Origin of the sequence: Micromonospora sp. NPDC007230, from assembly GCF_042869115.1 — a bacterium.
GTDB lineage: Bacteria > Actinomycetota > Actinomycetes > Mycobacteriales > Micromonosporaceae > Micromonospora.
Genome location: NZ_JBIAFE010000001.1, coordinates 545485 through 571027, shown reverse-complemented (window position 1 = coordinate 571027; position 25543 = coordinate 545485). Strand labels below are relative to the sequence as shown.

The following is a 25543-nucleotide window of genomic DNA, read 5'->3' as shown; positions in this document are numbered from 1 at the left end:
CTGCTCGGAGATTACCGGTTTTCCCGTACGCCACGGTGCCGGTCACGGACACCGTCACCCGGCCGGCAGGTGGGCCAGCTGCACCAGGCGTACGCCCTCCCGGCGGGTGACCAGGCGGCCCCGGCCGGGCGGTAGCGGACCGGCCTTCACCTGACCGACGAGCGGGCCCTCCTCCGGGGCGCCCGACATCACCAGACCGGCGGTGGAGAGTTCCCGCAGCCGCTGGATGATCGGCTCGTACGAGGTCCGGCCGGCACCGCCGGAGCGGCGGGCCAGCACCAGGTGCAGGCCGACGTCCCGGGCGTGCGGCAGGTGCTCCTCCAGGGCGCGCAACGGGTTGCTGGGGCCACCGGCCACCAGGTCGTAGTCGTCCACCAGCACGAACAGCTCGGGCCCGGTCCACCAGGACCGGCTGCGCAGCTCGGCCGGGGTGACCTCCGGTCCGGGGAGGCGCCCCTGCAGGTAGCCGGCCGCCGACTCGATCAGCTCGGTGGTGTGCGGCGCGGCCGTGCCGTACCCGATCAGGTGCGCCGTCTCGATCGTGCCGATCAGGCTGCGCCGGTAGTCCACCAGGATCACCCGGGCCTGCTCCGGGGTGAACCGGTTGACGATCGAGGTGGCCAGCGCGCGCAGGAACGACGACTTGCCGCACTCGGCGTCGCCGAAGACCACGAAGTTCGGCTCGGTGGCGAAGTCCAGCACCACCGGGCGCAGGTCCGCCTCGGCCACCCCGATCGGGAAGGCCAGCCCGCTGGTCGCCTGCTGGTCCAGCTCGGCGTACGGCAGCACCGGCGGGAGCAGCCGGACCCGGGGCGCGCAGGGCCCGGCCCAGGCCCCGGCGACCGCCTTGACCAGGTCGGTGGTCTCCGCGCCCAGGCCGGCCACGCGCGGCTCGGCGGCGAGGAAGTGCAGGCCGCTCGCGGTGATCCCGCGTCCCGGCTGCTCCTCCGGCACGGTCGCGGCGACCGGTCGCTTCACCACCACCGAGTCGGCCGGGTCGCCGAGGCGCAGTTCCAGCCGCGAGCCGAAGAGGTCCCGGATCGCCGGCCGGAAGTCCGACCAGCGCAGGGCGGTGGCCACCACGTGCACCCCGTAGGCCAGGCCCCGGGTGGCCAACTCGGTGACCAGCGGTTCCAGGTCCTCGTAGTCGTTGCGCAGGCTGTTCCAGCCGTCCACGACCAGGAAGACGTCGCCGAACGGGTCGGTGCCCGGCTGCCCGCCGGCCAGCGCCGCCGCCCGCCGCCGGCGCCAGGCCGCCATCGACTCCACGCCCGCCTCGGCGAAGCGCCGCTCCCGCTCGGCCAGCAGGGCGGCGATCTCGCCCACGGTCCGGCGTACGGCGGTGGCGTCGGCGCGCCCGCTGACCCCGCCCACGTGCGGCAGGTCGCGCAGCGCGGCGAGCGCCCCGCCGAGGTCCAGGCAGTAGACCTGTGCCTCGGCCGGGGTGTGGGTGAGCGCCAGCGCGCAGATCAGCGTCCGCAGCAGGGTGGACCGGCCGCTGCGGGTGGTGCCGACCACGGCGACGTGCCCGGCCGCCCCGTCCAGGGCCAGCCAGTACAGGTCCCGCCGCTGCTCGAGCGGTTTGTCCACCACGGCCACCGGCACCTGGAGGGCGCCGTGCAGCTCGGGGTTGCCCACGGTCAGCCCGCGAACCGGGTCGGGACCCAGCGGACCGAACAGCTCGTCCAGGGCGGGGGACTCGTCCAGCGGCGGCAGCCACACCTGGTGCGCCGGCGGGCCCTGCCCGGCCAGCCGCCCGACCAGCAGGTCGAGCAGGGATTCGGTCACCTCCTCCGCGGCGGGGAGCGCGGCCGGGGCGGCCGGTTCGGGCAACGGCACCGGATGGGTGGAGAAGGCGTGCAGCCGGGGCGGTCCGGCACCGGGCCTACCCGCTGGGTCGGACCGGCGGCGCACCGCGCCGGAGACGTACGCGGCCTTGAACCGGACCAGCGGGTCGGTGCCCGAGCGCAGGTAGCCGTGCCCGGGGGAGCGGGGCAGCTCGTGCGCGTCCGGCACCCCGAGCACCGTCCGGGACTCCAGCGCCGAGAAGGTCCGCAGGCCGATCCGGTACGACAGGTGCGTGTCCAGCCCGCGCAGTCGCCCCTCCTCCAACCGCTGCGAGGCCAGCAGCAGGTGTACGCCGAGCGACCGGCCGACCCGGCCGATCTGGACGAAGAGGTCGATGAAGTCCGGCTTGGCCGAGAGCAGTTCGGAGAACTCGTCGCAGATGAGCAGCAGCGACGGCAGCGGGGCGAGAGGGCTGCCGGCCGCCCGGGCCCGCTCGTAGTCGCGCAGGCTGGCGAAGTTGCCGGCCCGGCGGAGCAACTCCTGTCGGCGCGTCAGCTCACCGTTGATCGCGTCGACCATGCGGTCGACCAGGGGCAGCGCGTCGGCCAGGTTGGTGATCACCGCGGCGGTGTGCGGCAGCCGCTCGAAGGGCGCGAAGGTGGCCCCGCCCTTGAAGTCGACCAGAACGAAGTTGAGCTGCTCCGAGCTGTGCGTGGCGGCCAGCCCGAGCACCAGCGTCCGGAGCAGCTCCGACTTGCCGGAGCCGGTCGCGCCGATGAGCAGACCGTGCGGGCCCATGCCGTCCTGCGCGGACTCCTTGAGGTCCAGCTCGATCGCACCGCCGTCGGCGCCCACCCCGATCGGCACCCGCAGCCGGTCCCGAGCGGCCCGGGGGGCCCAGCCCTGCTCGGCCGTGAAGTTCTCCGGGTCACCGGTGCCGAGCAACTCGGGCAGGCCGGGTTCGGCGCCGGGCGGGGCGTCGGGTCCGCGTACCGTGCCGGCGAGGCGCAGCGGGGCGAGCCGGCGGGCGACGGCCTCGGCGTCGGCGAGGGCCAGCCCGTCCGCGGTGCCGACCTCGGCGTGCCCCTCGGCGGAGTGCGAATGCAGCCGGCCGTCGGCCAGGTCGAGCAGGAGGGCGTACCGGTCGAGCAGGCGAGGCGGCGGGGTGTCCAGGTCGAGCACGGTGACCGCGTCGATGCCGCCGTCCCCGGCTAGGTCGGTGGCCCCGGTCAGGTCGCCGCCGTCGAGCACCACCACCACGTGCGGGCCGTCGGTGGCCGGACCGGCCGGGCTGAACCGGGAGCGGCTGGCCAGCACCTCGTCGAGCAGCCGCTCCAGCTCGGCGGCGGAGCTGGTGACCAGCCGGACCGGGCCGAGCGCGTCGGTACGGTTCGGGTGGTGGGCGTGCGGCAGCCACTTGACCCACTCCCAGCGCGCCCGCCGCTCGGGACCGGCGCAGACCGCGATCAGCAGTTCGTCCGGGGCGTGGAAGACGGCGAGCTGGGTGAGCATGGCCCGGGCCAGCGCCTGCGCGGCCGGCGAGCCGGGCCCGCGTGGGTCGAGTTGTCGCAGGTCCGGGCCACGCACGAACACCCGGGCGAAGCTGCGCAGCGACAGCGCCACCGGCAGGTCCGGCACCACCGCGTACGCGTCGAGGAAGCGCCGCAGCGCCCCCGCCGTCATCGGCTCCAGCTCCTCGAGCGGCCGGGTGACCGGGGGGACCAGCGGGGTGGCCAGCGTCTGCGGTCCGACCCCGACCCGGACCACGGCGAAATCGGGGTCGCCCGGCCGCCGCTCCCAGACCCGATGGCTGTCCACTGTCGACCAGAGCCGGCCGGGGTCGGGGTGCCGGTAGTAGAGCCCGGCCCGCTGCGCCCCGGCGGTCTCCCGGACCCGGCGCCGCAGTGCGGCCAGGTGCCGCAGGTAGTCCCGGCGGGCGGCCATCAGCTCCGACTTTCTCGGGCCGGCGCTGCCCCAGGAGGTCACCAGCATCGCCAGCGAGGAGAGCCCGAACATGCCGCCCACCACGTACGAGTAGGCCCCGCCGCCCCGGCCGAACATCATCGCCATCGCCACCGTGCCGCCGAGCATGGGCAGCACCATCAGCGCCTGCTGCCAGCGCCCGCCGGTGGCCACCGGGATCTCCGGTGGTGCCTCGACGGGCAGCTCGCCGGCCGGTATCTCCGGCGCCGGACGGCGTGCCGGCCGCTTGATGACCACAGTGGACACACAACCTCCCATGGCTCTCGGTAACCTGAGCCTGGCTCATCGTAGGTAAAGTCCTGTCGTCCGTCAGCCGCCGTTGCCGCTCACCATGGAGAGATATCGATGACAAGCGGGCTGGTCCGGGTCACCATCAGCGCTCCGCAGCGCCGGGTGGACGTGGCCCTGCCGGAGCAGGTCCCCCTGGCCGAGCTGCTGCCGGAGGTGCTCCGGCACGCCGGCGAGGGGTTGGCCGACGACGGGGAGCGGCACGGCGGCTGGGTGCTGCGCCGCACCGACGGCGCGGTGCTGGCCACGGCGCAGGCGTTGCTGCCCCAGGGCGTCCGCGACGGCGAGGTGCTGCACCTCGTCCCGGCCCGCGCCGAGTGGCCCGAGCTGGAGTACGACGACGTGGTCGAGGCGATCGCCGTTGGCGCGCGCCGCCGGGGTGCCGCCTGGTCGCCCGCGGCCACCCGGGCCGCCACGCTGGCCGGGGCGGGCGTGCCGCTCGCCGTGGGGCTGCTCGCCGTGCTCGCCGCCGGGCCCGAGCACCGGAGCGGCTGGCCGGTCGCCACCGCGGTGGCCCTGCTCCTCGTGCTCGCCGCCACCGCCGCCTCCCGGGCGTACGGGGACGCGCCAACCGGCGCGACCCTCGGCGGGTACGCCCTGCCGTACGCCGCTGCGGCCGGCGCCCTCGCGGTCGGCTCCGGCGACCCGGTCGGCCCGTTCGGGCCGCTGCGCTGGGTCGGCGCGCCCGAGCTGCTGGCCGGCTCGGTGGCGCTGCTCCTGGTGTCGGGGCTCGGGCTGCTCGGGGTGGCCAGCCGGTCCCGGGTCGTCGTGGCCGGCGCGACCACCGGCGCGGGCGGCGTGCTCGCCGCCCTCGGCGGGTTCCTGCTCGACCCGGCCGGCGCCGCCGCCGTGCTGTTCTGCGGGCTGGTCTTCGCGCTCGGCGGGCTGCCCCTGCTGGCCATCCGGCTCGGCAAGCTGCCGCTGCCGCCGATCACCCTGCCCGTCACCGCCCCGGCCGGCGCTCCCGACGGGGTCCGCGACCTGCCGGATCAGGGGCGGGTGCACGCGGCGGTGGCCCGGACCGAGGAGATGCTGACCGGGATGCTGCTCGGGCACGCCGTGCTGGCGGTCGCCGCCACGGTGGTGCTCGCCACCGCCGGCGGGCTGGCCGGGCGGCTGCTGGCGGCGGCCGGCTGCGCGGTGCTGCTGCTGCGCTCCCGGCTCTTCGTGGCGGTCCGCCACCGGGTGCCCGCAGTGGCCGCCGGGCTGGCCGGGTACGCCCTGCTCGGCGCGGTGCTCGCCGACCGCGCCGGTCCGACCGGCCGGCTCGCGCTGGCCGTCGGCGGGCTCGCCCTGGCCCTGGTCGCCGTGGCGGCCGGCGCCCGGTACGCCCAGCGGCCGGTCTCCCCGTACCTCGGTCGGCTGGCCGACCTGACCGACACCGCGCTGGTGGTGTCCCTGGTGCCGGTGGCCTGCGCGGTGCTCGACCTCTACGACCGGGCCCGCGGCCTGCTCGGCTGAGCCAACGCGCGGGCCCGGGTCGCTCGGCTGAGCGGCCCGGGCCCGTCGACGTCGAAGATCAGTGGTGCTCGCCGCGCTCGGCGGCCTCCTTGGCGCGCTGGTACGAGGCCTGGATCTCGGCCTCGGCCTCGGTACGACCCACCCAGGTCGCGCCCTCGACCGACTTGCCCGGTTCGAGGTCCTTGTACACCTCGAAGAAGTGCTGGATCTCCAGCCGGTCGAACTCGCCCAGGTGGTGGATGTCCCGCAGGTGCTCCTGGCGCGGGTCCTCGTAGGGGACGCAGAGGACCTTGTCGTCGCCGCCCTTCTCGTCCGTCATCCGGAACATGCCGATGGTGCGGCAGCGGATCAGGCAGCCCGGGAAGGTGGGCTCGGGGACCAGCACCAGCGCGTCCAGCGGGTCGCCGTCCTCGCCCAGGGTGCCCTCGATGAAGCCGTAGTCAGCCGGGTACTGCGTGGAGGTGAAGAGGGTGCGGTCCAGCCGGATCCGGCCGGTCGCGTGGTCCACCTCGTACTTGTTGCGGTGACCCTTGGGGATCTCAACCGTGACGTCGAAATCCATCTCGCACGCTCCCTCGTTTGCCCACGCTGGCTAACGGAAACCAGTGGCGCCGCTCCCGGGGAAGGGTGAATGACCCCCGCCGGCTCCGGCCGCCGCATAGTGTTCGGACCGAAGTAGTGTCACCCAGGGTGCTTTTGAGCGGGGGAGGAGGGGGTCGTGGGGAGGGAAGATTCACACTACCGCCCGGAGGGGGTTGACGGGCGGAACTTCGGCGGTTCCGGTTCCGGCGGCGCCACCGGCCGGGTACCGGTCCCCGACGCGCATCTTCCGCGTACCCCGGGGCGGGCGACCGGGTCCGCCTCCGTCGGCCGCGGCCCCCAGGGGTACGGCGCCAACCCGGTGGGCCGGGCCGACCCGGGGCAGTACGGCCCGGGCCTGCTGAACTGGCCCACGCACGACACGCCGGGTGGGGTGCCGGTGAGCCCGCCGGCCGGTGGGATGCCGGTGAGCCCACCCGCCCCGCCGTACGGTCCCGCACCGGTTCCGCCCCCGCCCCCGCCCCCGCGCCGGAGCCGGGTGCGGCTGCTGACGGTGCTGGCCACCGTGCTGGTGATCGCCCTGGCGGCCGTCGGGCTGGTCGTGGTCCGCCCCGGCCCGCTCGCCGGCTGGCTGGGCGGCGAGGCCGGCGCGCCCCGGGCGAGCGCCCAGCCACCCGAGCCCGACCCGCCGGCCGTGCTGGCCGGCCTCGACGCCAACGCGCCGCTGCCGACCCCCGACGGGCTACGCGCCGCGCTCGAACCGCTGGTCGGCGCCGCGGCGCTCGGTGACCGGGTGAACCTGTCGGTGGCCGACGTGAGCACCGGCCAGCAGCTCTACGGTCGCGGCCAGGACACCCCCACCGTTCCCGCGTCGGTGACCAAGCTGGCGACGGCCGTCGCGGTGCTGGTCGCCCGGGGGCCGGCGTACCGGATCCCCACCCGCGCGGTGGCCGGCGCGACCCCCGGCGAGGTGGTCCTGGTGGGCGGCGGCGACCCGACCCTCGCGGTCGACAAGAACGGCTTCTACCCGAACGCGGCGCGGTTGGACGACCTCGCCGCCCAGGTCCGCAAGGCGCTCGGCGGCACCGCCCCGACGAAGGTCACCGTCGACTCGTCGCTGTTCAGCGGCCCGGTGTACGAGCCCGGCTGGGACGACGACATCCCCACCGGCGGGTTCGGCGCGGCGATCAGCGCGCTGACGACGGACGCCGCCCGGAAGGACCCGGAGGGGGCCCGGAAGAACTTCGACGACACCCACGGCGCGGCCGAGCGGGTGCCCCAGCCGGACCTGACCGCCGGCCGGCAGTTCGCGAAGCTGCTCGGGCTCTCCGGCGCCGCCGCCGAGGTGAAGCGGGGCAGCGCCCCCGGCGCCTCGGCCGGGGCGGCGCCCGCGCCCGGCGCCGAGCTGGGCAAGGTCGAGTCGTTGCCGCTGGTCCGGCTGGTCGACATCATGATCAGCGACAGCGACAACGTGATCGCCGAGTACCTGGCCCGGCAGGTGGCCCTCGCCAAGGACAAACCGGCGTCGTTCGTCGGGGGTGCGGCCGCAACCGATCAGGTGATCGGCGAGCTGGGCCTGCCGGCCGACGAGATCAGTCTGGCGGACGGCAGCGGCCTGTCCCGGACCAACCGGATCAGCCCGTCGCTGCTCACCGACCTGATCGCCCTCGCCGGCAACGGCAGCCACCCCGAGCTGGCGGCGATCTTCGGCGGGTTGCCGGTCGGCGCCTGGTCCGGCACCCTCGGCGACCGCTACCAGGCGTCGGTGACCAAGGCCGGGGCCGGCGTGGTCCGGGCCAAGACCGGCACGCTGACCGGGGTCAACGCGATCGCCGGCCTGGTCACCACCGCCGACAACCGGCTGCTCACCTTCGCCGTGCTCACCGATCGGACCACCGGCAGCCTCGACGAGACCCGGGAGGCCCTCGACCGGATCAGCTCCGCGCTGGCCCGCTGCGGCTGCCGCTGACCGGCGCGACCGGCGTCGATCGGCGGGCGCGAGCGCAGGTCGGGGTGTCGCGGCGCGGGTACGGTGGGTTCATGGCGCAGTTCGTGGACTGGGATCTGGCCGCCGCCACCGCGGGGGCACTGGGCAAGTCGGGCCCCCGGGTGTCGTACGCCGAGGCCACCGACGTGGTCAGCGAGCTGCGACGGCTGACCGAGGAGGCGGCCGGGCACGTCGCCGACTACACCGGCCTGCGGGCCCAGGTCACCCACCCGCCCGTGCGGGTGGTCGACCGCCGGGACTGGGCGGCCGCGAACATCGCCGGGCTGCGCGAGGTGATCAGCCCGCTGGTGAACCGCCTCTCCGGGGACAAGCGCCCCGGGCCGCTGACCGAGGCGATCGGCTCCCGGCTCACCGGGGTGCAGGCCGGGACCGTGCTGGCGTACCTTTCCGGCCGGGTGCTCGGCCAGTACGAGGTCTTCGCCGGCGACCCCGGCCAGCTCCTGCTGGTGGCGCCGAACATCGTCGAGGTGGAGCGGAAGCTGGGGGCCGACTCCCGGGACTTCCGGCTCTGGGTCTGCCTGCACGAGGTGACCCACCGGACCCAGTTCACCGCCGTGCCGTGGATGCGCGCGTACTTCCTGAGCGAGGTGCAGGCGTTCGTGGACGCCGCCCAGGCGGGCGAACACCTGGTGGAACGGCTGCGCCGGGGGATCGCCACGCTCTCCGACGCGGTGAAGGACCCAGACAGCCGGGCGAGCGTGCTGGACATCGTGCAGACCCCGGCGCAGCGGGCCGTGCTCGACCGCCTCACCGCGCTGATGACCCTGCTGGAGGGGCACGCCGAGTTCGTCATGGACGGCGTCGGCCCGCAGGTCATCCCGAGCGTGGAGTCGATCCGCGCGGCGTTCAACCGGCGCCGGGAGTCGGGCAACCCGCTGGAGAAGGCGATCCGCCGGCTGCTCGGCATCGAGGTCAAGATGCGCCAGTACGCCGAGGGCCGGAAGTTCGTGCACGGCGTGGTCGACCGGGTCGGCATGGCCGGCTTCAACAAGATCTTCGATTCGCCGCTGACCCTGCCCCGGCTGGACGAGCTGGGTGACCCGGACGCCTGGGTGGCCCGGGTGCACGGGCCGACCGGCGCCACCCCGGCCGCCTCCTGAGCCCGTGGCCGTGCTCGCCCCGCCGGTCGCCGCCGTCCGGGTCGCCGTCCGCCGGGCGTTGACCGGGCTGCCCGGGGACGGGCCGGTGCTGGTGGCCTGCTCCGGCGGCGCCGACTCGCTCGCGCTGGCCGCGGCCACCGCGTTCGTGGCACCCCGCCTCGGCCGGCGCGCCGGCCTGGTGACCGTCGACCATGGCCTGCAACCCGGCTCCGCGGAGCGGGCCGAGGCGGTGGCCGGGTGGGCCCGCGAGCGGGGTCTGGATCCGGTGGAGGCGGTGCCGGTGCGGGTCGACGGGCGTACCGGCGGCCCGGAGGCGGCCGCCCGCGAGGCCCGGTACGAGGCGCTGGTCGCCGCCGGCCGGCGGCACGGGGCCGTCGCGGTGCTGCTCGGGCACACCCGCGACGACCAGGCCGAGACGGTGCTGCTCGCGCTGGCCCGGGGCGCCGGCCCGCGCGGCCTGGCCGGCATGCCGGAGCGCCGCGAGCTGGCCGGGGTGCCGCTGCTGCGTCCGCTGCTCGACGTCTCCCGGGAGGACACCCGCAAGGCGTGCGCGGCGCTCGGGCTCACCCCGTGGGACGATCCGCACAACACCGACCCGGCGTACGCCCGGTCCCGGGTCCGGGCCGAGGTGCTGCCGGCGCTGGTCCGCGCGCTCGGCCCGGGGGTGGTGGACAACCTGGCCCGGACCGCCCGCCTGGTGGCGGCCGACGCCGCCGCCCTCGACGCCCGCGCCGCCGCCGCGCTCGCCGACGTACGGGCGGCCGGGGGCGGGCTCGCGGTCGAGGCGCTGGCCGCGCTGCCGCCGGCGGTCCGCACCCGGGTGCTGCACGCCTGGGCCCGGGAACTGGGCGCCGTTCCGGCCGCCCTGTCGCACCGGCACGTCGCCGCGTTGGACGCCCTGGTCACCGACTGGCACGGACAGGGCGCCGTGCACCTGCCCGGTGGGCTGCCGGTGCTCCGCCGCGACGGCCGCCTGACCACCTGACCCGGTGGCCGCCCGCCTCCGGGTGCCGCGGCCCGCCAGTTCGCCGAGCTCGGGGTGACCTGGCAGCGGGATGCCGCCAGGTCGCCGAGGCGGAGCGGCGGACCGCGAAATCGCCGAGGTGGCCTTGACCGCCGACCACTGATGCCCCCACATCGCCGAGGTGGCGGTGGCCAGCGGGCCGGGGTCTCGCCGGGAGCCGCCGGAGGCGGTAGACAGGGCGGATGGCGTACCCCCGACAGCCGCTCCTCGCCCCCAACGGTGCCGTCGCGACCAGCCAGCCGCTCGCGGCGGCCGCGGGCCTGGCCGTGCTGCGGCGCGGCGGCAACGCCGTCGACGCCGCGCTGGCCACCGCGATCACCCTGACCGTGGTGCAGCCACCGTCGAACGACATCGGCGGCGACCTGTTCGCGATCGTCTGGGACGGCTAGCGGCTGCACGGGTTGAACGCCTCCGGCCGGTCGCCCGCGGCGCTGACCCGGGAGCTGGTGCTGGCCGCGACCGGCCGGCGGGGCGCGCCACCGGTCGACGCGCTCGGCGGCGCGCAGGCGGCCGGGCCGAGCATGCCGGCCCGGGGTTGGCTGCCGGTGACCGTGCCGGGCGCGCCGGCCGGCTGGCGGGACCTGCACGACCGGTTCGGGTCGCTGCCCTTCGCCGACCTCTTCGCCGACGCGATCGGCTACGCCGAGCACGGCTACCCGGTCGCCGCCGGCACCGCCGCCACCTGGGCGCGCGGCGTCGCCGCCCACGACGGGCTGGTGGGCGCGGAGTACGCCGAGTTCCGCCGGGTGTTCACCGTGGGCGGGCGGGCGCCGCGACCGGGCGAGCGGTGGCGCAACCCGGACGCGGCCGGGACGCTGCGGCGGATCGCCGACAGCGGTGCGGAGGACTTCTACCGGGGGCGGATCGCGGCGGCGCTCGACGGGCACGCGGCCCGGACCGGCGGGTTCGTCACCGGCGACGACCTGGCCCGGCACCGGTCCACCTGGGTGGATCCGGTGTGCGTCCGTTACCGCGGGCACGAGGTGTGGGAGCTGCCGCCGAACGGGCAGGGGATCGCGGCGCTGCTGGCGCTGGACATCCTGGACGGGGTGGACCTGGCCGCGCTGAGCCCGGAGGAACGGCTGCACTGGCAGATCGAGGCGGTGAAGCTCGGCTTCGCCGACGCGCACGCGTACGTCGCCGACCCGGAACGGGCGGAGGTGCCCACGGCGGCCCTGCTCGACCCGGCGTACGCGGCGGCCCGCCGGGCGCTGGTCACCGGGCGCGCGGGCGAGCCGGTGGCCGGCGAGCCGGAGCGCGGCGGCACCGTCTACCTCTGCACGGCGGACGCCGGCGGCATGATGGTCAGCCTGATCCAGTCCACCTACCTGGCCTTCGGCTCGCACGTGGTGCTGCCCGGGCACGGCTTCGCGCTGCAGAACCGGGGCCTCGGCTTCCGGCTCGACCCCGACCACCCGAACGTGGTGGGTCCGGCGAAGCGCCCGTTCCACACCATCATCCCGGGCTTCCTGACCCGGGACGGCGCTCCGGTCGGCCCGTTCGGTGTGATGGGCGGGCACATGCAGCCGCAGGGGCACGTGCAGTTGGTCTCCGGGACCCTGGACGACGGGCGCGACCCGCAGGCCGCCCTGGACGCCCCGCGCTGGTACTGGCACGCGGGGCGGACCCTGCTGGTCGAGCCGGCGCTCGACCCGGAGCTGGTCGCCGGCCTGCGGGCCCGCGGGCACGAGGTCACCGTCGCGGCGGAGCCGTCGGTCTTCGGGTACGGCCAGGCGATCTGGCGCTCGCCGTCCGGCGGGTACGTGGCCGGGTCCGAGTCCCGGGTCGACGGCGCGATGCTGGGCTGGTGATCAGGCCTCGACCCGTTCCCGGAACGTGGTCCGGTAGGCGTGCGGGGTGGTGCCCACCCGGCGGGTGAAGTGGTGTCGCAGCGCCGCCGCGTCGCCGAAGCCGGCCTGGTCGGCGACGCTGTCCACGCTCAGCCGGGTCTCCTCGAGCAGCCGCCGGGCGAGCAGCACCCGCTGGTTGGTGAGCCAGTCGTGCGGGGTGGTGCCGGTCTCGGCGCGGAACCGGCGGGCGAAGGTACGCGGCGCCATGCCGGCCCGGGCGGCCAACTCGTCCACGGTCACCGACCGGTCCAGGTGGCCCATCAGCCACTCCAGCACCGGTTCCAGGGTGGGTGCCTCCGGCGCCTTCGGGATCGGTGCCTCGACGTACTGAGACTGGCCGCCGTCGCGGTGCGGGGGGACGACCATTCGCCGGGCCAGCCGGGTGGCGGTCGCCGAGCCGTGTTCCTGGCGGACCAGGTGCAGGCAGGCGTCGATCCCGGCGGCGGTGCCGGCGCTGGTCAGCAGCCGCCCGTCCTGGACGTAGAGGGAGTTGCACTGCACCCGGGCCGCCGGGAACCGGCGTTGCAGGTCGTCCACGTGCCGCCAGTGGGTGGTGCAGTCCCGCCCGTCGAGCAGTCCCGCCTCGCCCAGCACGTACGCGCCGGAGCAGACGCTGAGCAGCCAGGCGCCGCGGTCGGCGGCCCGGCGCAGCGCGGCCAGGACCGGCTCCGGGACGGGCGCCCCCTCGGCGTGCGCCGGCACGGCCACCAGATCCGCCTCGTCCACCGGGCTCAGATCGGCGTGCGGGGTGAGCAGGAAGCCGGAGCGGCTGCGGACCGGCCGGCCGTCGACGGTGCAGACGTCGAAGCGGTAGCCGGGGAAGCCGTCGGCCGTGCGGTTGGTGCCGAAAACCTCGGCGAGGACGCCGAGTTCGAACGCGGCGACCTGGTCGAGGGCGATGACGGCCACGGATCGGAGCATGTGACGAGGGTAACCCGACAGGTGGCAGGAAATCGATGCCCAGTGGCATTCCTGCCGCTGTCCGAGCCGGGAATCCGGGGGCAGACTGGTTACATCCGGTGCGCACCGGCGGCGAAACCGACATCAACCACATGAAAGTGAGCGCCGCCATGACCGTCCTCCTGCTCCTGCTCCTGCTGCTCTCCCTCGTCGTCGCGAGCGCCGCCGGGCTGACCGCGGACTCGCGGGACTCGGCCGACTGGAAGCCCACCGACGACGGCCGCCGGTGGAACTCCCGTACCTGCTGAGGTGATTTGCCCGTCCCGTACCGAAAATCCCCTGGCGGGACCGCGCCAAAAGGGGCGGCCCCGCCGACGGAGGAGATCCGGCGTACGGCAGGCTAGGAGCATGGCTGACGGCTCCTGGTACGACGCCGACATCGACCACGTGATCATCTCCGAGGCGCAGATCCGCGAGAAGACGGCGGAACTCGCCAAGCAGGTCTCGGCGGACTACGCGCACGTCGACGACGGTCTCCTGCTCGTCTGCGTGCTCAAGGGCGCGGTCATGTTCATGGCCGACTTCGCCCGCGCGCTGGGCCGCCAGGGCCCGCCCGCCGAGCTGGACTTCATGGCCATCTCCTCGTACGGCCAGGGCACCACCTCCTCGGGCGTGGTCCGGATCCTCAAGGACCTGGACCGGGACATCGCCGGCCGGCACGTGGTGGTGGTCGAGGACATCGTCGACAGCGGCCTGACCCTCTCCTGGCTGCTGCGCTACCTGGAGTCCCGCTCCGCGGCCAGCGTCGAGGTGGTCGCCCTGTTCCGCAAGCCGGACGCGGTCAAGGTGCCCGTTCCGGTCAAGTACGTCGGCTTCGACATCCCGACCGAGTTCGTCGTCGGCTACGGCCTGGACTTCGGCGAGCGGTACCGGGAGCTGCCCTACGTCGGCGTCCTGAAGCCCGAGGTGTACGCCCGGGCCTGAGCCCCCCGCCGGCCGGACCCGTCCGGGGAGACTCTGGTTACGTCAAGCGGACGTTCAGCGGGCTTTCAGCCTTCCGGTCTACGGTAGATGTCGGTGACGTGGAGGCACCCTCCATGCCCGACCCCTCGAACCGCGTGACCGGGCGCTCGGGCGGGCCGGGTGGGGAGCTCCCCGCCACGCCGGCTCAAACCCGGGTTCGCCGTACGCGTAAGTGCCGGGCTCGCGAGCTCACATCTGGCACGAACGGTGTACCGTCGAATGACCGCGGCGCGGCAGTAGGCGCGCCTCGGGGTCGGGGCCGGCCCGCACGGCGGCTGCGGCCGCCGCCCGAGGCGGCGACACCATTCAGACGGTCAGGACGTCGATCAGGAGGATGCGGGCGTCTCGATGCCCGACGACAGTATGGAACGTACGCGTTTCTTCCGCCGACCGGTGGTCTGGATCATCCTGGTCATCCTCGGCGCCGTTGTACTCAGTCAGCTGTTCACCGCTGGCCCCAGCTACCACCGGGTGGACACGTCGGTCGCGCTCGAGCAGCTCAACAAGGGCGGCATCGAGAAGGTCGTCTTCCAGGACAAGGAGCAGACGCTCCAGCTCGACCTGAAGGACAAGGCCAAGTTCGACGACACCACCACCGACAAGATCCAGGCTCAGTTCCCGTACGAGGTGGGCAACCAGGTCTGGAACGAGGTTCTCAAGGCCAAGTCCGAAAACAAGATCACCGGTCCGGCCGACACCAAGGTGTCGTCGGACAGCATCTGGGTGAGCCTGCTGGTCAACCTGCTACCGATCGCCCTGCTGGTGCTCCTGCTGCTGTTCTTCATGTCGCAGATGCAGGGCGGCGGCTCGCGGGTGCTCAACTTCGGCAAGTCCAAGGCCAAGATGATCACCAAGGACACGCCGAAGACCACCTTCGCGGACGTGGCCGGGGCGGACGAGGCCGTCGAGGAACTGCACGAGATCAAGGACTTCCTGCAGAACCCGGCGAAGTACCAGGCCCTGGGCGCCAAGATCCCCAAGGGCGTGCTGCTCTTCGGCCCGCCCGGTACCGGTAAGACCCTGCTCGCCCGGGCGGTGGCCGGTGAGGCCGGGGTGCCGTTCTACTCCATCTCCGGCTCGGACTTCGTGGAGATGTTCGTCGGTGTCGGCGCCAGCCGGGTCCGCGACCTCTTCGAGCAGGCCAAGTCGAACGCGCCGGCGATCGTCTTCGTCGACGAGATCGACGCCGTCGGCCGGCACCGTGGCGCCGGCATGGGCGGCGGCCACGACGAGCGGGAGCAGACCCTCAACCAGCTCCTGGTCGAGATGGACGGCTTCGACACCAAGGGCGGCGTCATCCTGATCGCCGCCACCAACCGGCCGGACATCCTCGACCCGGCGCTGCTGCGTCCGGGCCGCTTCGACCGGCAGATCCCGGTCGACGCCCCCGACATGGAGGGCCGCAAGGCCATCCTGCGGGTGCACGCCAAGGGCAAGCCGTTCACGCCCGACGTCGACCTCGACTCGGTCGCCCGGCGTACCCCCGGCTTCAGCGGTGCCGACCTGGCCAACGTGATCAACGAGGCCGCCCTGCTCACCGCCCGCAAGAACCAGCGGGCGATCACCAACGACTCCCTGGAGGAGTCGATCGACCGGGTGATCGCCGGTCCGCAGCGCCGGACCCGGGTGATGAGCGACCAGGAGAAGAAGATCACCGCGTACCACGAGGGTGGGCACGCGCTGGTCGCCTGGGCGCTGCCGCACGCCGCGCCGGTGCACAAGGTGACGATCCTGTCCCGGGGTCGGTCGCTGGGCCACACCCTGGTCCTGCCGACCGAGGACAAGTACACCCAGACCCGGGCCGAAATGGTCGACACCCTGGCGTACGCGCTGGGCGGGCGGGCCGCCGAGGAGCTGGTCTTCCACGAGCCGACCACCGGTGCCGGCAACGACATCGAGAAGGCCACCCAACTGGCCCGCGCGATGATCACCCAGTACGGCATGAGCTCCAAGCTCGGTGCGATCAAGTACGGCACCAGCGGCGACGAGCCGTTCCTCGGCCGCAGCATGGGCCACGAGCGGGACTACTCGGACGCGGTGGCCGCCGAGATCGACGGCGAGATGCGGGCGCTGATCGAGCTGGCGCACGACGAGGCCTGGGAGATCCTGGTGGAATACCGGGACGTCCTGGACAACATCGTGCTCGAGCTGATGGAGAAGGAGACCCTCTCCACGGCCGACATGGCCCGGATCTGCGCCCGGGTGGCGAAGCGCCCGCCGATGGCCCCGTACCACGGCTTCGGCAAGCGCCAGCCCTCCACCGAGCCGCCCGTGCTCACCCCCGCCGAGAAGGAGGCCCTGAAGGCGCAGGCCCAGGCCGACGGCGCCTCGGTCGGCGGGTCCGCGAACAACTCGGACGGTACCCACTGAGCACCGACCCGACGGCCAGCTCCCCTAACCGGGAGCTGGCCGTCTCCGCGACCGAGCCCGATGGCGAGGACGGCCTGGACTACGTCGCCGCGCGCCTGATCAGCGGCAAGCTGACCGGGCGTCCGGTGGAGGAGACCATCGACCTCGCGCGGATCGAGAAGGCGGTCCGGGAGATCCTCATCGCCGTCGGTGAGGACCCGGACCGGGACGGCCTCCAGCAGACACCCGCCCGGGTCGCCCGCGCGTACGCCGAACTCTTCGCCGGCCTGCGGGTCGATCCGGCGCAGGTGCTCAGCACCACCTTCGAGGCCAACCACGAAGAGCTGGTGCTCGTCCGGGACATCGACGTGATGAGCCTCTGCGAGCATCACCTGCTCCCGTTCCGGGGCAGCGCGCACATCGGCTACATCCCCGGGCCGGACGGCCGGATCACCGGCCTGTCCAAGCTGGCCCGGCTGGTCGAGGTCTTCGCCCGCCGACCGCAGGTGCAGGAGCGGCTCACCTCGCAGATCGCCGACCTGCTGATGAGCCGGCTGGCCCCGCGCGGCGTCGTGGTGGTGCTCGAGTGCGAGCACATGTGCATGGCGATGCGCGGCATCCAGAAATCCGGCGCCAAAACGATCACCTCGGCGGTGCGGGGCACCCTCCAGCACGACGCCAAGTCCCGGGCCGAGGCGATGTCCCTGATCATCCCCCGCTGACCGCTCGACATCCCGACGGCCGCGTGCTCCCGCCCCGGAGCGCGCGGCCGCCGTCGTAGGGCGACTGCCCGGAGCATGCGCCGCCCTCCTGCGGCGGAGCGCCCGTCGTCGTCCGGGCGGCGGGCCGCGCTCAGGCGGCCAGCATGGCCAGGACGATCCCGGCGCTGGCCAGCACCGCCGGGACCAGGCACACCAACGCGCCGAACCGGGGGGTGCGGTCCACCCGGTCCGCCGGACGGGGCCGGAACAGCCGTCCGACCGCCAGCCAGCCCACCATGAACGCGACCGCCGGCATCGGCAGCCCGACCACCAGCGCCAGCACGCTCGCCGGGCTGGTGCCGGTGGCGAGGAAGAGCACCACCTGGATCAGCGGGACGATCAGCGCCAGCGGCCCGTACACCAGCAGGTTGCGGGGGCGCGCCGGCCAGCGCGCCAGCCGGGGCAGGCCGCGCGCGGCAAGCGTGTCGTCGGCGGCGTCCGCCCACCCGTGGGCGGTCCGCAGGCCGGCCAGCACCGCCGCCGGACCGGCCGCCATCGACCGGGCCGCCTCGGTCACCTCCGGCGGCGTCGGCACCAGCGAGATCGCCGGTACGCCCAGCTCCCGCAGCCGCGACTGCTGCGGGGCCAGCCGCTCCCGGACGGCAGTCAGCTCCTCCCGGGCCGCCGCCACCGACCGGGCCTGCTCGCTGGCGGCGGTCGCCGCCGCCCGGCGTACCCCGTCGAGCTGCCGGGCGGCGGCGACGTAGTCCGCCCAGGCCGCCTCGGCCGGGTCGACGTCGGCCGTCGGTCCGCCGGACCGGGGCGTGGGCACGGGCGTGCCGGTCTCGCTCACGCCGTCGCCTCGCTTCGCTCCCCGGCGGCGCGCGGCGTCACGCTGCCGAGCCGAACGTCCGCGCTCACGGCACCGGCCCCTCCCCGAACGGCACCAGCACCGTCCCCTGCTCGCCCGGGCCGTCCCAGAGCATCGCCCGCCCTGGCCGGGGCCGCCACAGCACAGGCCGGTCGAAGAGCTGCTCCAGCCGGCTGCCCGGCACGTCGGTCACCACCACGGCGGTGAGCTTGTCCACCTCGCCCTCCGGGCCGAGCACCCCGACCAGCGGCCCCACCGAGCGCCACCAGCCGAGCAGGTGCCGCCCGGCCGGCGGCCCCTCCAGCAGCAGCGACCGCAGCCGATCGGGCGGCAGCTCGGCCGCGTCCGGCACGTCCAACCCGAACACCACGAGGTAGCCGGGCTCGTCCGCCTCGATCGCCGCCCGCAGGCCCGCCACGTCGACGGTGTCGACCTCGTGCCGCTCCGCCAGCTCGGCGGCGAGCGCCGCAGCGGGCTCGACCGACCCGTGCGCCAGTGGTGCCAGCACGAACCGGGCCGCGCCGTGGTGTGCCGCCACGCTCCGTGCGGCGGTCAGCAGCAGCCGTTCCGCCTCCTCGTCCCGGCCCAGCACGGCGAGGTTCCGGCCGGCCGCCGGCCCGAGCGGTACGGCCACCGTCGAGCGGCGCACATCCACCGCCCGGCCCGGCAACGCGGCCGGAGTGTGCGCCCGACCGGCCAGCGCGGCCCGGTAGCGCGGGTCGTTGGCGAGCAGCGGGCGCGCGTACCCGGCGAAGACCACCGGCGGGGTGGCGTTCTCGGGCCGGGCCGACCAGAGCCGGTGCCGCAGCTCGGCGAGGACCTCAAGATCCGCGTGCGGGTCCGGGAACCGGATCATCCGCTCGTGGCCCCGGGTCGCCCCGCGCGGCCCGCCCAGCCCGCCGGCCGTGTTCACCACCGCGCTGCCCACCGGCAGGCCGGCGGCCGCGTCGTTCGTCGGCTCCAGCACCGCCGAGCCGCCGGCCAGCGCCACCCGGACCGGGAACTGGCCGAGCAACGGGTCGCGCGGGCCGCCGATGCCGAGGTCGCCCTCGCCGGCCAGGACCAGATGGATCCCGTACGCCCGGGCGGCGCGGGCCAGCGCGTCCAGCCGGGCCAGGGTGTCGGTGGCCAACCGGTCCCGCTCGTGCAGCAGCAACGGGAAGTTGTCGATCACGCAGACGATCCGGGGCAGCTCCTGGTGCTGGCGCAGCTCCGGGTAGCGCTGCCCGCCGGCCCGCCGGCCGGCCTCCTCCCGGCGACGCAGCTCCGCCGTCAGTTCGCCGAGCAGGTCCGCCACATACTCCCGGTCGGCGGCCATCCCGGCGGCCCGGACCTGCGGCACCCAGGAGCGGTCCCGCTCGGTCTGGAGGAACTCCACGAAGGACTCGCCGTCGCCCAGATCGGCCAGGTAGAGGGCCAGTTCGTCGGGGCCGTAGCGGGCGGACAAGCCGAACAGCACGTTGGTGAGGAACGCCGACCGCCCCGCCCCGGAACGGCCGCTGACCAGCCAGTGCGGGGTCAGCTCGGTGAAGCCGAGGCTGACCGGTCGCCCGGCGGCGTCACCGACCATGGTGGACAGCCCGTCGACCGCACTGTCGGCCCACAGTTCGCCCGCTGGCAGCAGGTCGGTCAGGGCGAGCCGGCTGCCGTCCTCGATCTGCCGGGCCAGCCGCAGGCAGACCCCGACGACCAGTTCCTCCGGCGGGTCCTCCGCCACGAAGACCGGGCAGTTGAGCCCGCCGGGCGGCTCCGCGCCCGGGCTGCTGAAGCCCGCGCCCGGCGGATCGCCGAGCAACGCGTACGCGGTGCGCACCGCCAGCGGGGTGGCCTGCGGCAGTAGGTCCTCCGCCGGCCAGCCGGCCACCACCAGGTGTAGCCCGGCCCGATGCCCCTGGGCGGCCAGTTCCCCGATCCGGGTGAGATCGGCGGAGGCCGTGCCGTCGGGCAGCGCGGCCACCACCAGCAACAACGTACGGTCGTGCCCACGCTGCCGGGCCGTGCCCGCGGCCACCCACTGCTCGGCCTCGGTGAGGACCGCCCGGAGTCCCGCCACGTCGGTCGCCGGCGGGGGCAGCAGCCCGGCATCGGCGAGCGCCGCGAACCCGGCGAAGGTCGCCCCGGCGCCGGTGCCGTCGACCGCGCGGGCCAGCAGGGCACCGGCCGGCGTCGCGGCGAACAGCCGGAGCAGGAGGGCCCGGAGCAGGCCGGCCACCCGCGGATCGTCGGCGCCGGCATCAATGCTCAGATGTCCACTGCCGAACAGCGGCACCAGCGCGGGGAACCGGGCGTCGTCCAGTGGCGCGGCGGTGCCGACCCGGACGACGGGCGGCGGGCCGTCCCCGGGCGGGGTGGCCACGGCCAGGGTCTCCAGCGGATCGCCGGCCCAGCCGGGTGCGGCGAGGGCCGCCGCCGCCCGGAGCCGCTCCGCCAACTCGTACTGCCGGTGATGGTCCGCGGGCGCCGGACGGATCTCGTCGAGGATGCCGGCGGCGGCGGTCGCGGCGGCCTCGGCCCGCCGATGCAGCGCGGCGGCCCGACCGGCTCGCGCCTTCGGACTCGCCACCGCGTCCACCTCTCTTCCCGAGGCCGACATCTCCTCCCCGAGGTGTGACGGTATCCCAGCCGAGGGCCGTCCACCGGGATGTCGGTCGGCGCTGCGCCGGTCTTTGCCGTGGTGGTGAGCCGGCTCACCCGATCCCGCCCGACCGCGCCGCCGGGGGCGTCCACACCGGCGGCGGCCGGCCCGGCGGTTCGCCACGATCCGGGGATCTGGGGCATTGGGTACGCGGCGCGCAGCCGATAACCTCAGGAGGTGGAATCAGTGCAGCCCCCCGCCGGTTCCCAGGTCTCCCGCGTACCGGCGCAGCGGACCCCGCCCGAGCAGTTGGCGCCGCCCGCGCCGGCCCCGGCGCCGGAACGTCCGCGCCGGCCGCTGCGTACCGCCCTCACGGTCGTCGCCGGGGTGCTGGCGCTGCTCTGTGCCGGCGGTGCCGTCGTCGGTTTCGTGCTGTACGACCGCGCCACCGCGCCCGACCGCAGCGCCCCCGACGTGGTGGTGGACAACTACCTTCGTGCGTTCCTGTTGGACCGCAACGACACGAAGGCCCAGGAATTCGCCTGTGACGCCGGGGATGATCTGAATGCAGTCCGTGGTCTGCGGGAGGAGTTGGAACGGCGCGAAGCGAACTTCAACGTGGTCGTCCGGGTCAGCTGGGGGCCGCTCACCAGCGTGAAAAACGGTGATGGCGAATCGGTGACCACCACGCTGACCATTTCCAGTTCGGCGAACGGCCAGATGCGAAGCAGCCGACGCGAGGACTGGCAGTTCCAGGTGGTCGACAAGGATGGTTGGCGCGTCTGCGGGGGCAAAAGGATCGGGTGAGCTCGGCTCATTCGAGCCAGAGCAGGTGGACCGGGACCTCCAACGTGATCGGTGCCTGGCCGCGCCACGCCCACCGGTACCACTCCAGCTCCGGCGCCACCCGGACGCAGATGTCCCCGTCCGCGCCGGCGTAGGTCTCGGTCACCGCGCGGAGGTCGCGCTGCTCGGTCGCTCCCGTCACGTGCACAACGCGCCGGCCGGCCACCGAGTCCGCCTCGACGACCGGGGTGGGCGGGCGACGGGTGGGCGCGTCGAGGGAGACCAGCCGGAGACCCGACCCGGCCGGTCGGGCCGCCGGCTCCCGCCCGCCCACCGTCTCCACCCAGACCCGGTCCACGGGCACCAGCGGCGCGAAGACCTCCACCTGCTCCGCCTCGGCGCGGTACCACTCGTGCTCCGGGATGACCGGCACGTACGTCCGGCTGCCCTGCACCACCTGCTCGTCGGCGCGCAGGTCGCCGCGCCAGCCGAGGCCGGGCAGGCCGACCAGCACCCGACGGCCCCGCAGGTCGACGCGGCCGGCGGCGGGGACGATCTCGACCGGTCGGGGCGGCCGCGGCGCCCAGTCGGGCTGGTCCGCGAAGGGGTCGGGCAGGGGATTGCTCATGTGCCGGCGAGCCTCACGCGGTGCCGACCAGCGGTGCGCCGCGCTCCCGCATGAACGGCACAGGATTGATGGCACCCCGGCTGGACCGGTCGCCGTCGGTGTGCACCTCGAAGTGCAGATGCGGACCGGAGGAGTTTCCGCTGCTGCCGGAGTAGCCGATCACCTGGCCCGCCGCCACGGCCTGCCCGGGCGCCACCGCGGGCCGTTGGATCAGGTGGCAGTAGCGGGTGACGTAACCGCCGGCGTGCAGGATGTCCACGAACCAGCCGCAGCCGCCCTTGCCCGGCCAGCCGTCCCGGTCGCAGTCCCGCCGTCCCGAGCGGTCGGGGTCGCAGCGGGCCACCAGCACCCGGCCGGCGGCCGCGGCGTGGATCGGCGTCCTCTTGTCCGCATCCAGGTCGACCCCGTTGTGGCTGGGGCGTTCGGTGGTGCGGAAGCCGGAGACGATGCCGCCCGGGAGCGGAGCGGTCCAGCCGGAGGCGGCGATCCGGGCGCCGGCGGCGGCGTCGCAGACCGCCTTTCCGGCGATCTCCACCGTGCGGGCCGCGCCCCCGGCGAGCGCGTCGACGATCCGGCCGGCCAGGTCCTCGTGCTTGGCGTACGCGTCCGGGAAGGCGCTGACCTGCACCCGCTGCGCCACCACGGTCAGTGGGCGCCGTTGCCAGTTCGGCACCTTTAGCAGCTTCTCGTAGAACTTGCCCGCGGCGTAGGACGGCGTCATCCGCTGCTGGACGCTGCCCCAACCGGGCCGCTGCTGGAACAGGCCCAGCGAGTCGTGGTCGGAGCCGACGCCCTCGTGCGGCAGCCTGAGCGACGCCGGCACGGTGCTGTTGGCGAGGTTGCGCAGGGCGGACTCCTGCATGGCGGTGGCCAGCGCGATGACCCAGCCCCGGGCGGGCACCTTCATGTCCTGGCCGACCTTGATGATGACGGCGGCGTTGCGCAGCTGCCCCTCGCCGTACTCGGTGAAGCGCGGCATGTCCCCGGTGACGTCGACCTGGTAGGCGGCGTCGCAGCCCAGGCCGGCGGTCAGGCCGTCCTTCTCGTCGCCGCCCAGCTCGGTGAGGAAGAACGCGCCGGCGCCGCCGACGCAGCAGAGCAGGGCGAGCACCGTGGTCAGCGCGGTGACCAGCACGCCGAGCCGCAACCGCCGGCGCGGGACCGTCTCGTCCGCCGCGGCGCTCATTGCCGCTCCCAGTCGACCACGTCCACCAGCCACCGCCCGTCCGAGACCACCAGTTCCAGCCGGAGCCGGCCGTTGTCGAGCGGGACCAGCACCTCCACGAACGACTCCGTCCGGGGCCGGAGGGTCACCTGGCCGGCCACCCGCCGGGCCGGCACGCTCTCCGGGTCCGCGCCGGTCAGCTTCTCGGTCAGCGCGCTCGTGGACAGCGGCCGCAGGCGGCTCTGCCAGTCCTCCCCGCTGCTGCCGGGGCCGGTCAGCCAGGCGGTGGTGAAGCGGCCGGCGGTCTGCTCGGGGGTCAACTCGCCCGGCCGGGTCTTCGGCGAGGGCGGCGGCGCCGAGCTCGCCAGCACGCCGTCGTCACCGGCCTCCGGGTCGACCGTGCTGATCGGCTCGCGTGGCCGGTTGCTCAGGCCGGCGGTCGGGTCGACCGGACCGGAGAACAGCCGGGCCGCGCCGATCACGCCGAAGACCAGGGCGGCGATCACGAGCGCGACGCCGAGCCGGGACCGCAGGACCCGGGTGACCAGGAATTCCAGCGCCCGACGCATCGGCCTCACCGCGCCTCGGAGCGCACCCTGGGGGCCGGGTCGGCCGGCGCGCGGTCGGTCGAGCCCGGCCGGTAGACGGCGAAGGAGGGAGCCTCCTCGGGCACGTCGGGCGCTGTCCAACTCGCCGGCTGCCGGCGGGGGCGTGGCGTGGTGCTGCGGCGTCCGCCCTGCGGCTCGGGCGCCGGCGTCTCCTCGGCTCGCTCCCGCCCGTCCGGCCGCTGGCGTTCGGCGACCCCGGCGTGCGACGGGTCCTCGTGCCGGGCCTCCGGCCGGAGGCTGCTCTGCTCGAGCGCGACGCCGCGCCGCCGGCCGATCGTCGGCTCGGCGGTGCCGCCGGGCTCGGCCACGTCCAGCCGCGCCGCCACCCGCATGTCGCGGAAGAACCGGCGGTGCCAGGAGCCGGCCGAGCTGATCGCCTCGCTGCTGTCCTTGCCGCCGAGCTGAGTGATCCGCCGGTACGGGCGGAGCAGCAGCCAACCCACCACGCCGCAGAGCCAGACCAGGACCACCTGGAGCCAGCCGGGCAGGGCGGGCGTGTTCATGATGAGGTCGACCGCGAACAGGTAGATCGCCGCGCCGGTGCCGAAGATGGCGATGTTGAAGACCGCCGCGACCACCGCGTTCGCCAGCCGGCGGAGGCCGGCGCTCGCCGGACGCAGCAGACCGACCGTGCCGAGGATCGGCGCGGCGATCACCGCCCAGCGGAAGATCAGGAAGCCGAGCAGCACCAGCAGCGAGGCGGTCAGGTCGAACATCGCGAAGAGGAGCGAGGCCAGCACCGCGATGAACCCGGCCCCGATCCGGTCCATGTCGCGGACGCCCTGGAGGTACTCGTACGCCTCGGGGTCCTCCGTCTTGATCTGCTCGGCGACTCGGGCCCACTGCTGCTGCTTGGCCTTGATGGTGGCCTGCCGCGTCGCGGGGTTCTGGCGGAGCTTCTCCGCTTCTTCCCAGGTGAGCGACTTGGCGTCGTAGAGCGCCGGACCATACTTCTTGGCGGTCTCGCTGTCGGCCGAGCCGAGCACGCCCCGCAGCCAGTTCCGGTAGAGCATCGTCTCGGTAGCGGTGTCGCTGGCCCGTACGGCGGGCGGCCGGTGGTCCTTGCACGCATCCCGAGTCGAGTCGTCGCATTGGTCGGCAGGTGTGTCCCGGGCACCCGGCCCGACGGCGTCGTGCACCACGCCCAGGGTGGTGATCAGGGTGCTGTCGGCGACGTTCGCCGACTTCACCGGCCAGGCGGCCAGGGCGGTCACCGCCACCATCACCAGCAACGCCCAGCCGGCCGTGGTCATGGCGTTGCTCATGTCCGACTGGCGTGACCGCCAGAGCAGGTAGAGGCCGACCACGCAGAGCGTGATGATGCCGAAGACGCTGAACACCTTCTGGTAGACGGCCTTCGTGGCCTGCTCCACCAGTGGGTCGGCCCAGGCCCACATGGAGCGCGGGTCCCAGGCCCGTTCACGCAACGCGTTGGACGCGCCGATGACCGCGTTGGCGAACATGAACTCGCCGTTGGCGACCATGGTGGTGAAGCGGTAGTCGGGGTGGAGCACGGCCGAGGCGCAGCCGCCGTCGATGTCGTACGTCGTGTAGCTGTACCCGGCGTAGCCGTAGTCGCTGTAGAGCCCCTTGGGGCCGGGGAGCTTGGCGGAGTCGGGGCGGGAGGCGAACCAGCCGGCCAGGCCCGAGTCGGGCGCGCCGGGTACGGGTGCGTTGCGGCAGGTCGCCGCATCCTCGGTGACTGCGTTCAGCTTGGCTACGCAGGCGCGGAAGTCGGCCTGCCACTGCTTGGTGGTACACAGTTCGGCCGGTGCCGGGGTGGGTTCGGTGGCGTACGCGGGTGTCGCCCCGACCACCGGCCAGGCGATGGTGGCCACGGCGAGTACGCCGAGCGCGAGGAGGAGCGCCGTGATCCGTGCCCGGGCCCTCGCCAT

The 25543-nt window shown here is 74.7% G+C and carries 18 protein-coding genes and 1 pseudogene; 10 read left to right on the top strand and 9 right to left on the bottom strand.

The annotated features are described in order from the left end of the window. Positions 1-54: 54 nt before the first annotated feature. A complete protein-coding gene (eccCa, locus tag ACFYML_RS02780; protein ID WP_387418934.1) occupies positions 55-4017 on the bottom strand; it encodes a type VII secretion protein EccCa in 3963 nt (1320 codons plus the stop codon). 99 nt (positions 4018-4116) lie between these two features. Between eccCa and eccD the strand changes: the two genes are divergently transcribed. Then, positions 4117-5520, top strand: a complete 1404-nt coding sequence (gene eccD, locus ACFYML_RS02775) for a type VII secretion integral membrane protein EccD (protein WP_387418933.1) — start codon at positions 4117-4119, stop codon at positions 5518-5520. A 58-nt stretch (positions 5521-5578) separates the two neighbouring features. Here the strand turns inward: eccD and ACFYML_RS02770 are convergent, their stop codons facing one another. After that, entirely contained in the window at positions 5579-6082 is a 504-nt protein-coding gene (locus tag ACFYML_RS02770; RefSeq protein WP_357439498.1) for an inorganic diphosphatase, read from the bottom strand. A gap of 438 nt (positions 6083-6520) precedes the next feature. Here ACFYML_RS02770 and dacB point away from each other — a divergent pair, with 438 nt between their 5' ends. The 4 genes and pseudogenes from dacB (at position 6521) to ACFYML_RS02750 (ending at position 12003) form a co-directional block, all read left to right on the top strand. Beyond that, the gene (dacB, locus tag ACFYML_RS02765; RefSeq protein ID WP_387419023.1) at positions 6521-8029 is read left to right on the top strand and encodes a D-alanyl-D-alanine carboxypeptidase/D-alanyl-D-alanine-endopeptidase; all 1509 of its coding nucleotides are present in this window, start codon (positions 6521-6523) and stop codon (positions 8027-8029) included. Between the two features lie 71 nt (positions 8030-8100). Beyond that, positions 8101-9168 (top strand): zinc-dependent metalloprotease, encoded by a 1068-nt coding sequence (locus ACFYML_RS02760; RefSeq protein WP_387418932.1) that lies wholly within the window; start codon positions 8101-8103, stop codon positions 9166-9168. A 4-nt stretch (positions 9169-9172) separates the two neighbouring features. Then, entirely contained in the window at positions 9173-10153 is a 981-nt protein-coding gene (gene tilS, locus ACFYML_RS02755) for a tRNA lysidine(34) synthetase TilS (protein WP_387418931.1), read from the top strand. Between the two features lie 221 nt (positions 10154-10374). Then, positions 10375-12003, top strand: a pseudogene (locus ACFYML_RS02750) (gamma-glutamyltransferase family protein). Here the strand turns inward: ACFYML_RS02750 and ACFYML_RS02745 are convergent. Then, positions 12004-12963, bottom strand: coding sequence for a GlxA family transcriptional regulator (locus ACFYML_RS02745; protein WP_387418930.1), 960 nt, complete (start codon positions 12961-12963; stop codon positions 12004-12006). A 149-nt stretch (positions 12964-13112) separates the two neighbouring features. Here ACFYML_RS02745 and ACFYML_RS02740 point away from each other — a divergent pair, with 149 nt between their 5' ends. The 4 genes from ACFYML_RS02740 (at position 13113) to folE (ending at position 17036) form a co-directional block, all read left to right on the top strand. Next, positions 13113-13250: a hypothetical protein gene (locus ACFYML_RS02740; RefSeq protein WP_387418929.1), complete on the top strand. Its 138-nt coding sequence runs from the start codon at positions 13113-13115 to the stop codon at positions 13248-13250. A 100-nt stretch (positions 13251-13350) separates the two neighbouring features. After that, positions 13351-13926, top strand: a complete 576-nt coding sequence (gene hpt / locus ACFYML_RS02735; protein ID WP_073837711.1) for a hypoxanthine phosphoribosyltransferase — start codon at positions 13351-13353, stop codon at positions 13924-13926. Between the two features lie 402 nt (positions 13927-14328). After that, positions 14329-16335, top strand: a complete 2007-nt coding sequence (gene ftsH / locus ACFYML_RS02730; protein WP_073837712.1) for an ATP-dependent zinc metalloprotease FtsH — start codon at positions 14329-14331, stop codon at positions 16333-16335. A 35-nt stretch (positions 16336-16370) separates the two neighbouring features. Next, a complete protein-coding gene (gene folE, locus ACFYML_RS02725) occupies positions 16371-17036 on the top strand; it encodes a GTP cyclohydrolase I FolE (protein WP_073837713.1) in 666 nt (221 codons plus the stop codon). Positions 17037-17166: 130 nt separating this feature from the next. Here folE and ACFYML_RS02720 read toward each other — a convergent pair whose 3' ends face one another. Together ACFYML_RS02720 and ACFYML_RS02715 are read right to left on the bottom strand one after the other, a co-directional pair. Beyond that, positions 17167-17868 carry a hypothetical protein gene (locus ACFYML_RS02720; protein ID WP_387418928.1) on the bottom strand — a complete coding sequence of 234 codons (702 nt, stop codon included), beginning with the start codon at positions 17866-17868 and terminating at the stop codon, positions 17167-17169. Between the two features lie 64 nt (positions 17869-17932). Further along, positions 17933-20458, bottom strand: coding sequence for an FtsK/SpoIIIE domain-containing protein (locus ACFYML_RS02715; protein WP_387419022.1), 2526 nt, complete (start codon positions 20456-20458; stop codon positions 17933-17935). Positions 20459-20707: 249 nt separating this feature from the next. Between ACFYML_RS02715 and ACFYML_RS02710 the strand changes: the two genes are divergently transcribed. Then, positions 20708-21268, top strand: a complete 561-nt coding sequence (locus ACFYML_RS02710) for a hypothetical protein (protein ID WP_387419021.1) — start codon at positions 20708-20710, stop codon at positions 21266-21268. 7 nt (positions 21269-21275) lie between these two features. On the opposite strand, the gene ACFYML_RS02705 is transcribed toward ACFYML_RS02710, so the two are convergent. Genes ACFYML_RS02705 through ACFYML_RS02690 form a run of 4 tightly spaced genes read right to left on the bottom strand, consistent with a single transcriptional unit; the run spans position 21276 to position 25543 of the window. Beyond that, positions 21276-21875, bottom strand: coding sequence for a hypothetical protein (locus tag ACFYML_RS02705; RefSeq protein WP_387418927.1), 600 nt, complete (start codon positions 21873-21875; stop codon positions 21276-21278). Between the two features lie 13 nt (positions 21876-21888). After that, a complete protein-coding gene (locus tag ACFYML_RS02700; protein ID WP_387418926.1) occupies positions 21889-23061 on the bottom strand; it encodes a M23 family metallopeptidase in 1173 nt (390 codons plus the stop codon). Further along, positions 23058-23609, bottom strand: a complete 552-nt coding sequence (locus tag ACFYML_RS02695; protein WP_387418925.1) for a hypothetical protein — start codon at positions 23607-23609, stop codon at positions 23058-23060. The genes ACFYML_RS02700 and ACFYML_RS02695 overlap by 4 nt, the downstream gene beginning before the upstream one ends. A 5-nt stretch (positions 23610-23614) precedes the next feature. Continuing rightward, positions 23615-25543 (bottom strand): MFS transporter, encoded by a 1929-nt coding sequence (locus ACFYML_RS02690; RefSeq protein WP_387418924.1) that lies wholly within the window; start codon positions 25541-25543, stop codon positions 23615-23617.

Coding starts and splice junctions, on each gene's coding strand:
- eccD (WP_387418933.1), top strand. CDS start 4,117: ATGACAAGCGGGCTGGTCCGGGTCACCATCAGCGCTCCGCAGCGCCGG.
- ACFYML_RS02770 (WP_357439498.1), bottom strand. CDS start 6,082: ATGGATTTCGACGTCACGGTTGAGATCCCCAAGGGTCACCGCAACAAG.
- dacB (WP_387419023.1), top strand. CDS start 6,521: ATGCCGGTGAGCCCACCCGCCCCGCCGTACGGTCCCGCACCGGTTCCG.
- ACFYML_RS02760 (WP_387418932.1), top strand. CDS start 8,101: ATGGCGCAGTTCGTGGACTGGGATCTGGCCGCCGCCACCGCGGGGGCA.
- ACFYML_RS02745 (WP_387418930.1), bottom strand. CDS start 12,963: ATGCTCCGATCCGTGGCCGTCATCGCCCTCGACCAGGTCGCCGCGTTC.
- ACFYML_RS02740 (WP_387418929.1), top strand. CDS start 13,113: ATGACCGTCCTCCTGCTCCTGCTCCTGCTGCTCTCCCTCGTCGTCGCG.
- hpt (WP_073837711.1), top strand. CDS start 13,351: ATGGCTGACGGCTCCTGGTACGACGCCGACATCGACCACGTGATCATC.
- ftsH (WP_073837712.1), top strand. CDS start 14,329: ATGGAACGTACGCGTTTCTTCCGCCGACCGGTGGTCTGGATCATCCTG.
- ACFYML_RS02705 (WP_387418927.1), bottom strand. CDS start 21,875: ATGAGCAATCCCCTGCCCGACCCCTTCGCGGACCAGCCCGACTGGGCG.
- ACFYML_RS02700 (WP_387418926.1), bottom strand. CDS start 23,061: ATGAGCGCCGCGGCGGACGAGACGGTCCCGCGCCGGCGGTTGCGGCTC.
- ACFYML_RS02695 (WP_387418925.1), bottom strand. CDS start 23,609: ATGCGTCGGGCGCTGGAATTCCTGGTCACCCGGGTCCTGCGGTCCCGG.
- ACFYML_RS02690 (WP_387418924.1), bottom strand. CDS start 25,543: ATGGCGAGGGCCCGGGCACGGATCACGGCGCTCCTCCTCGCGCTCGGC.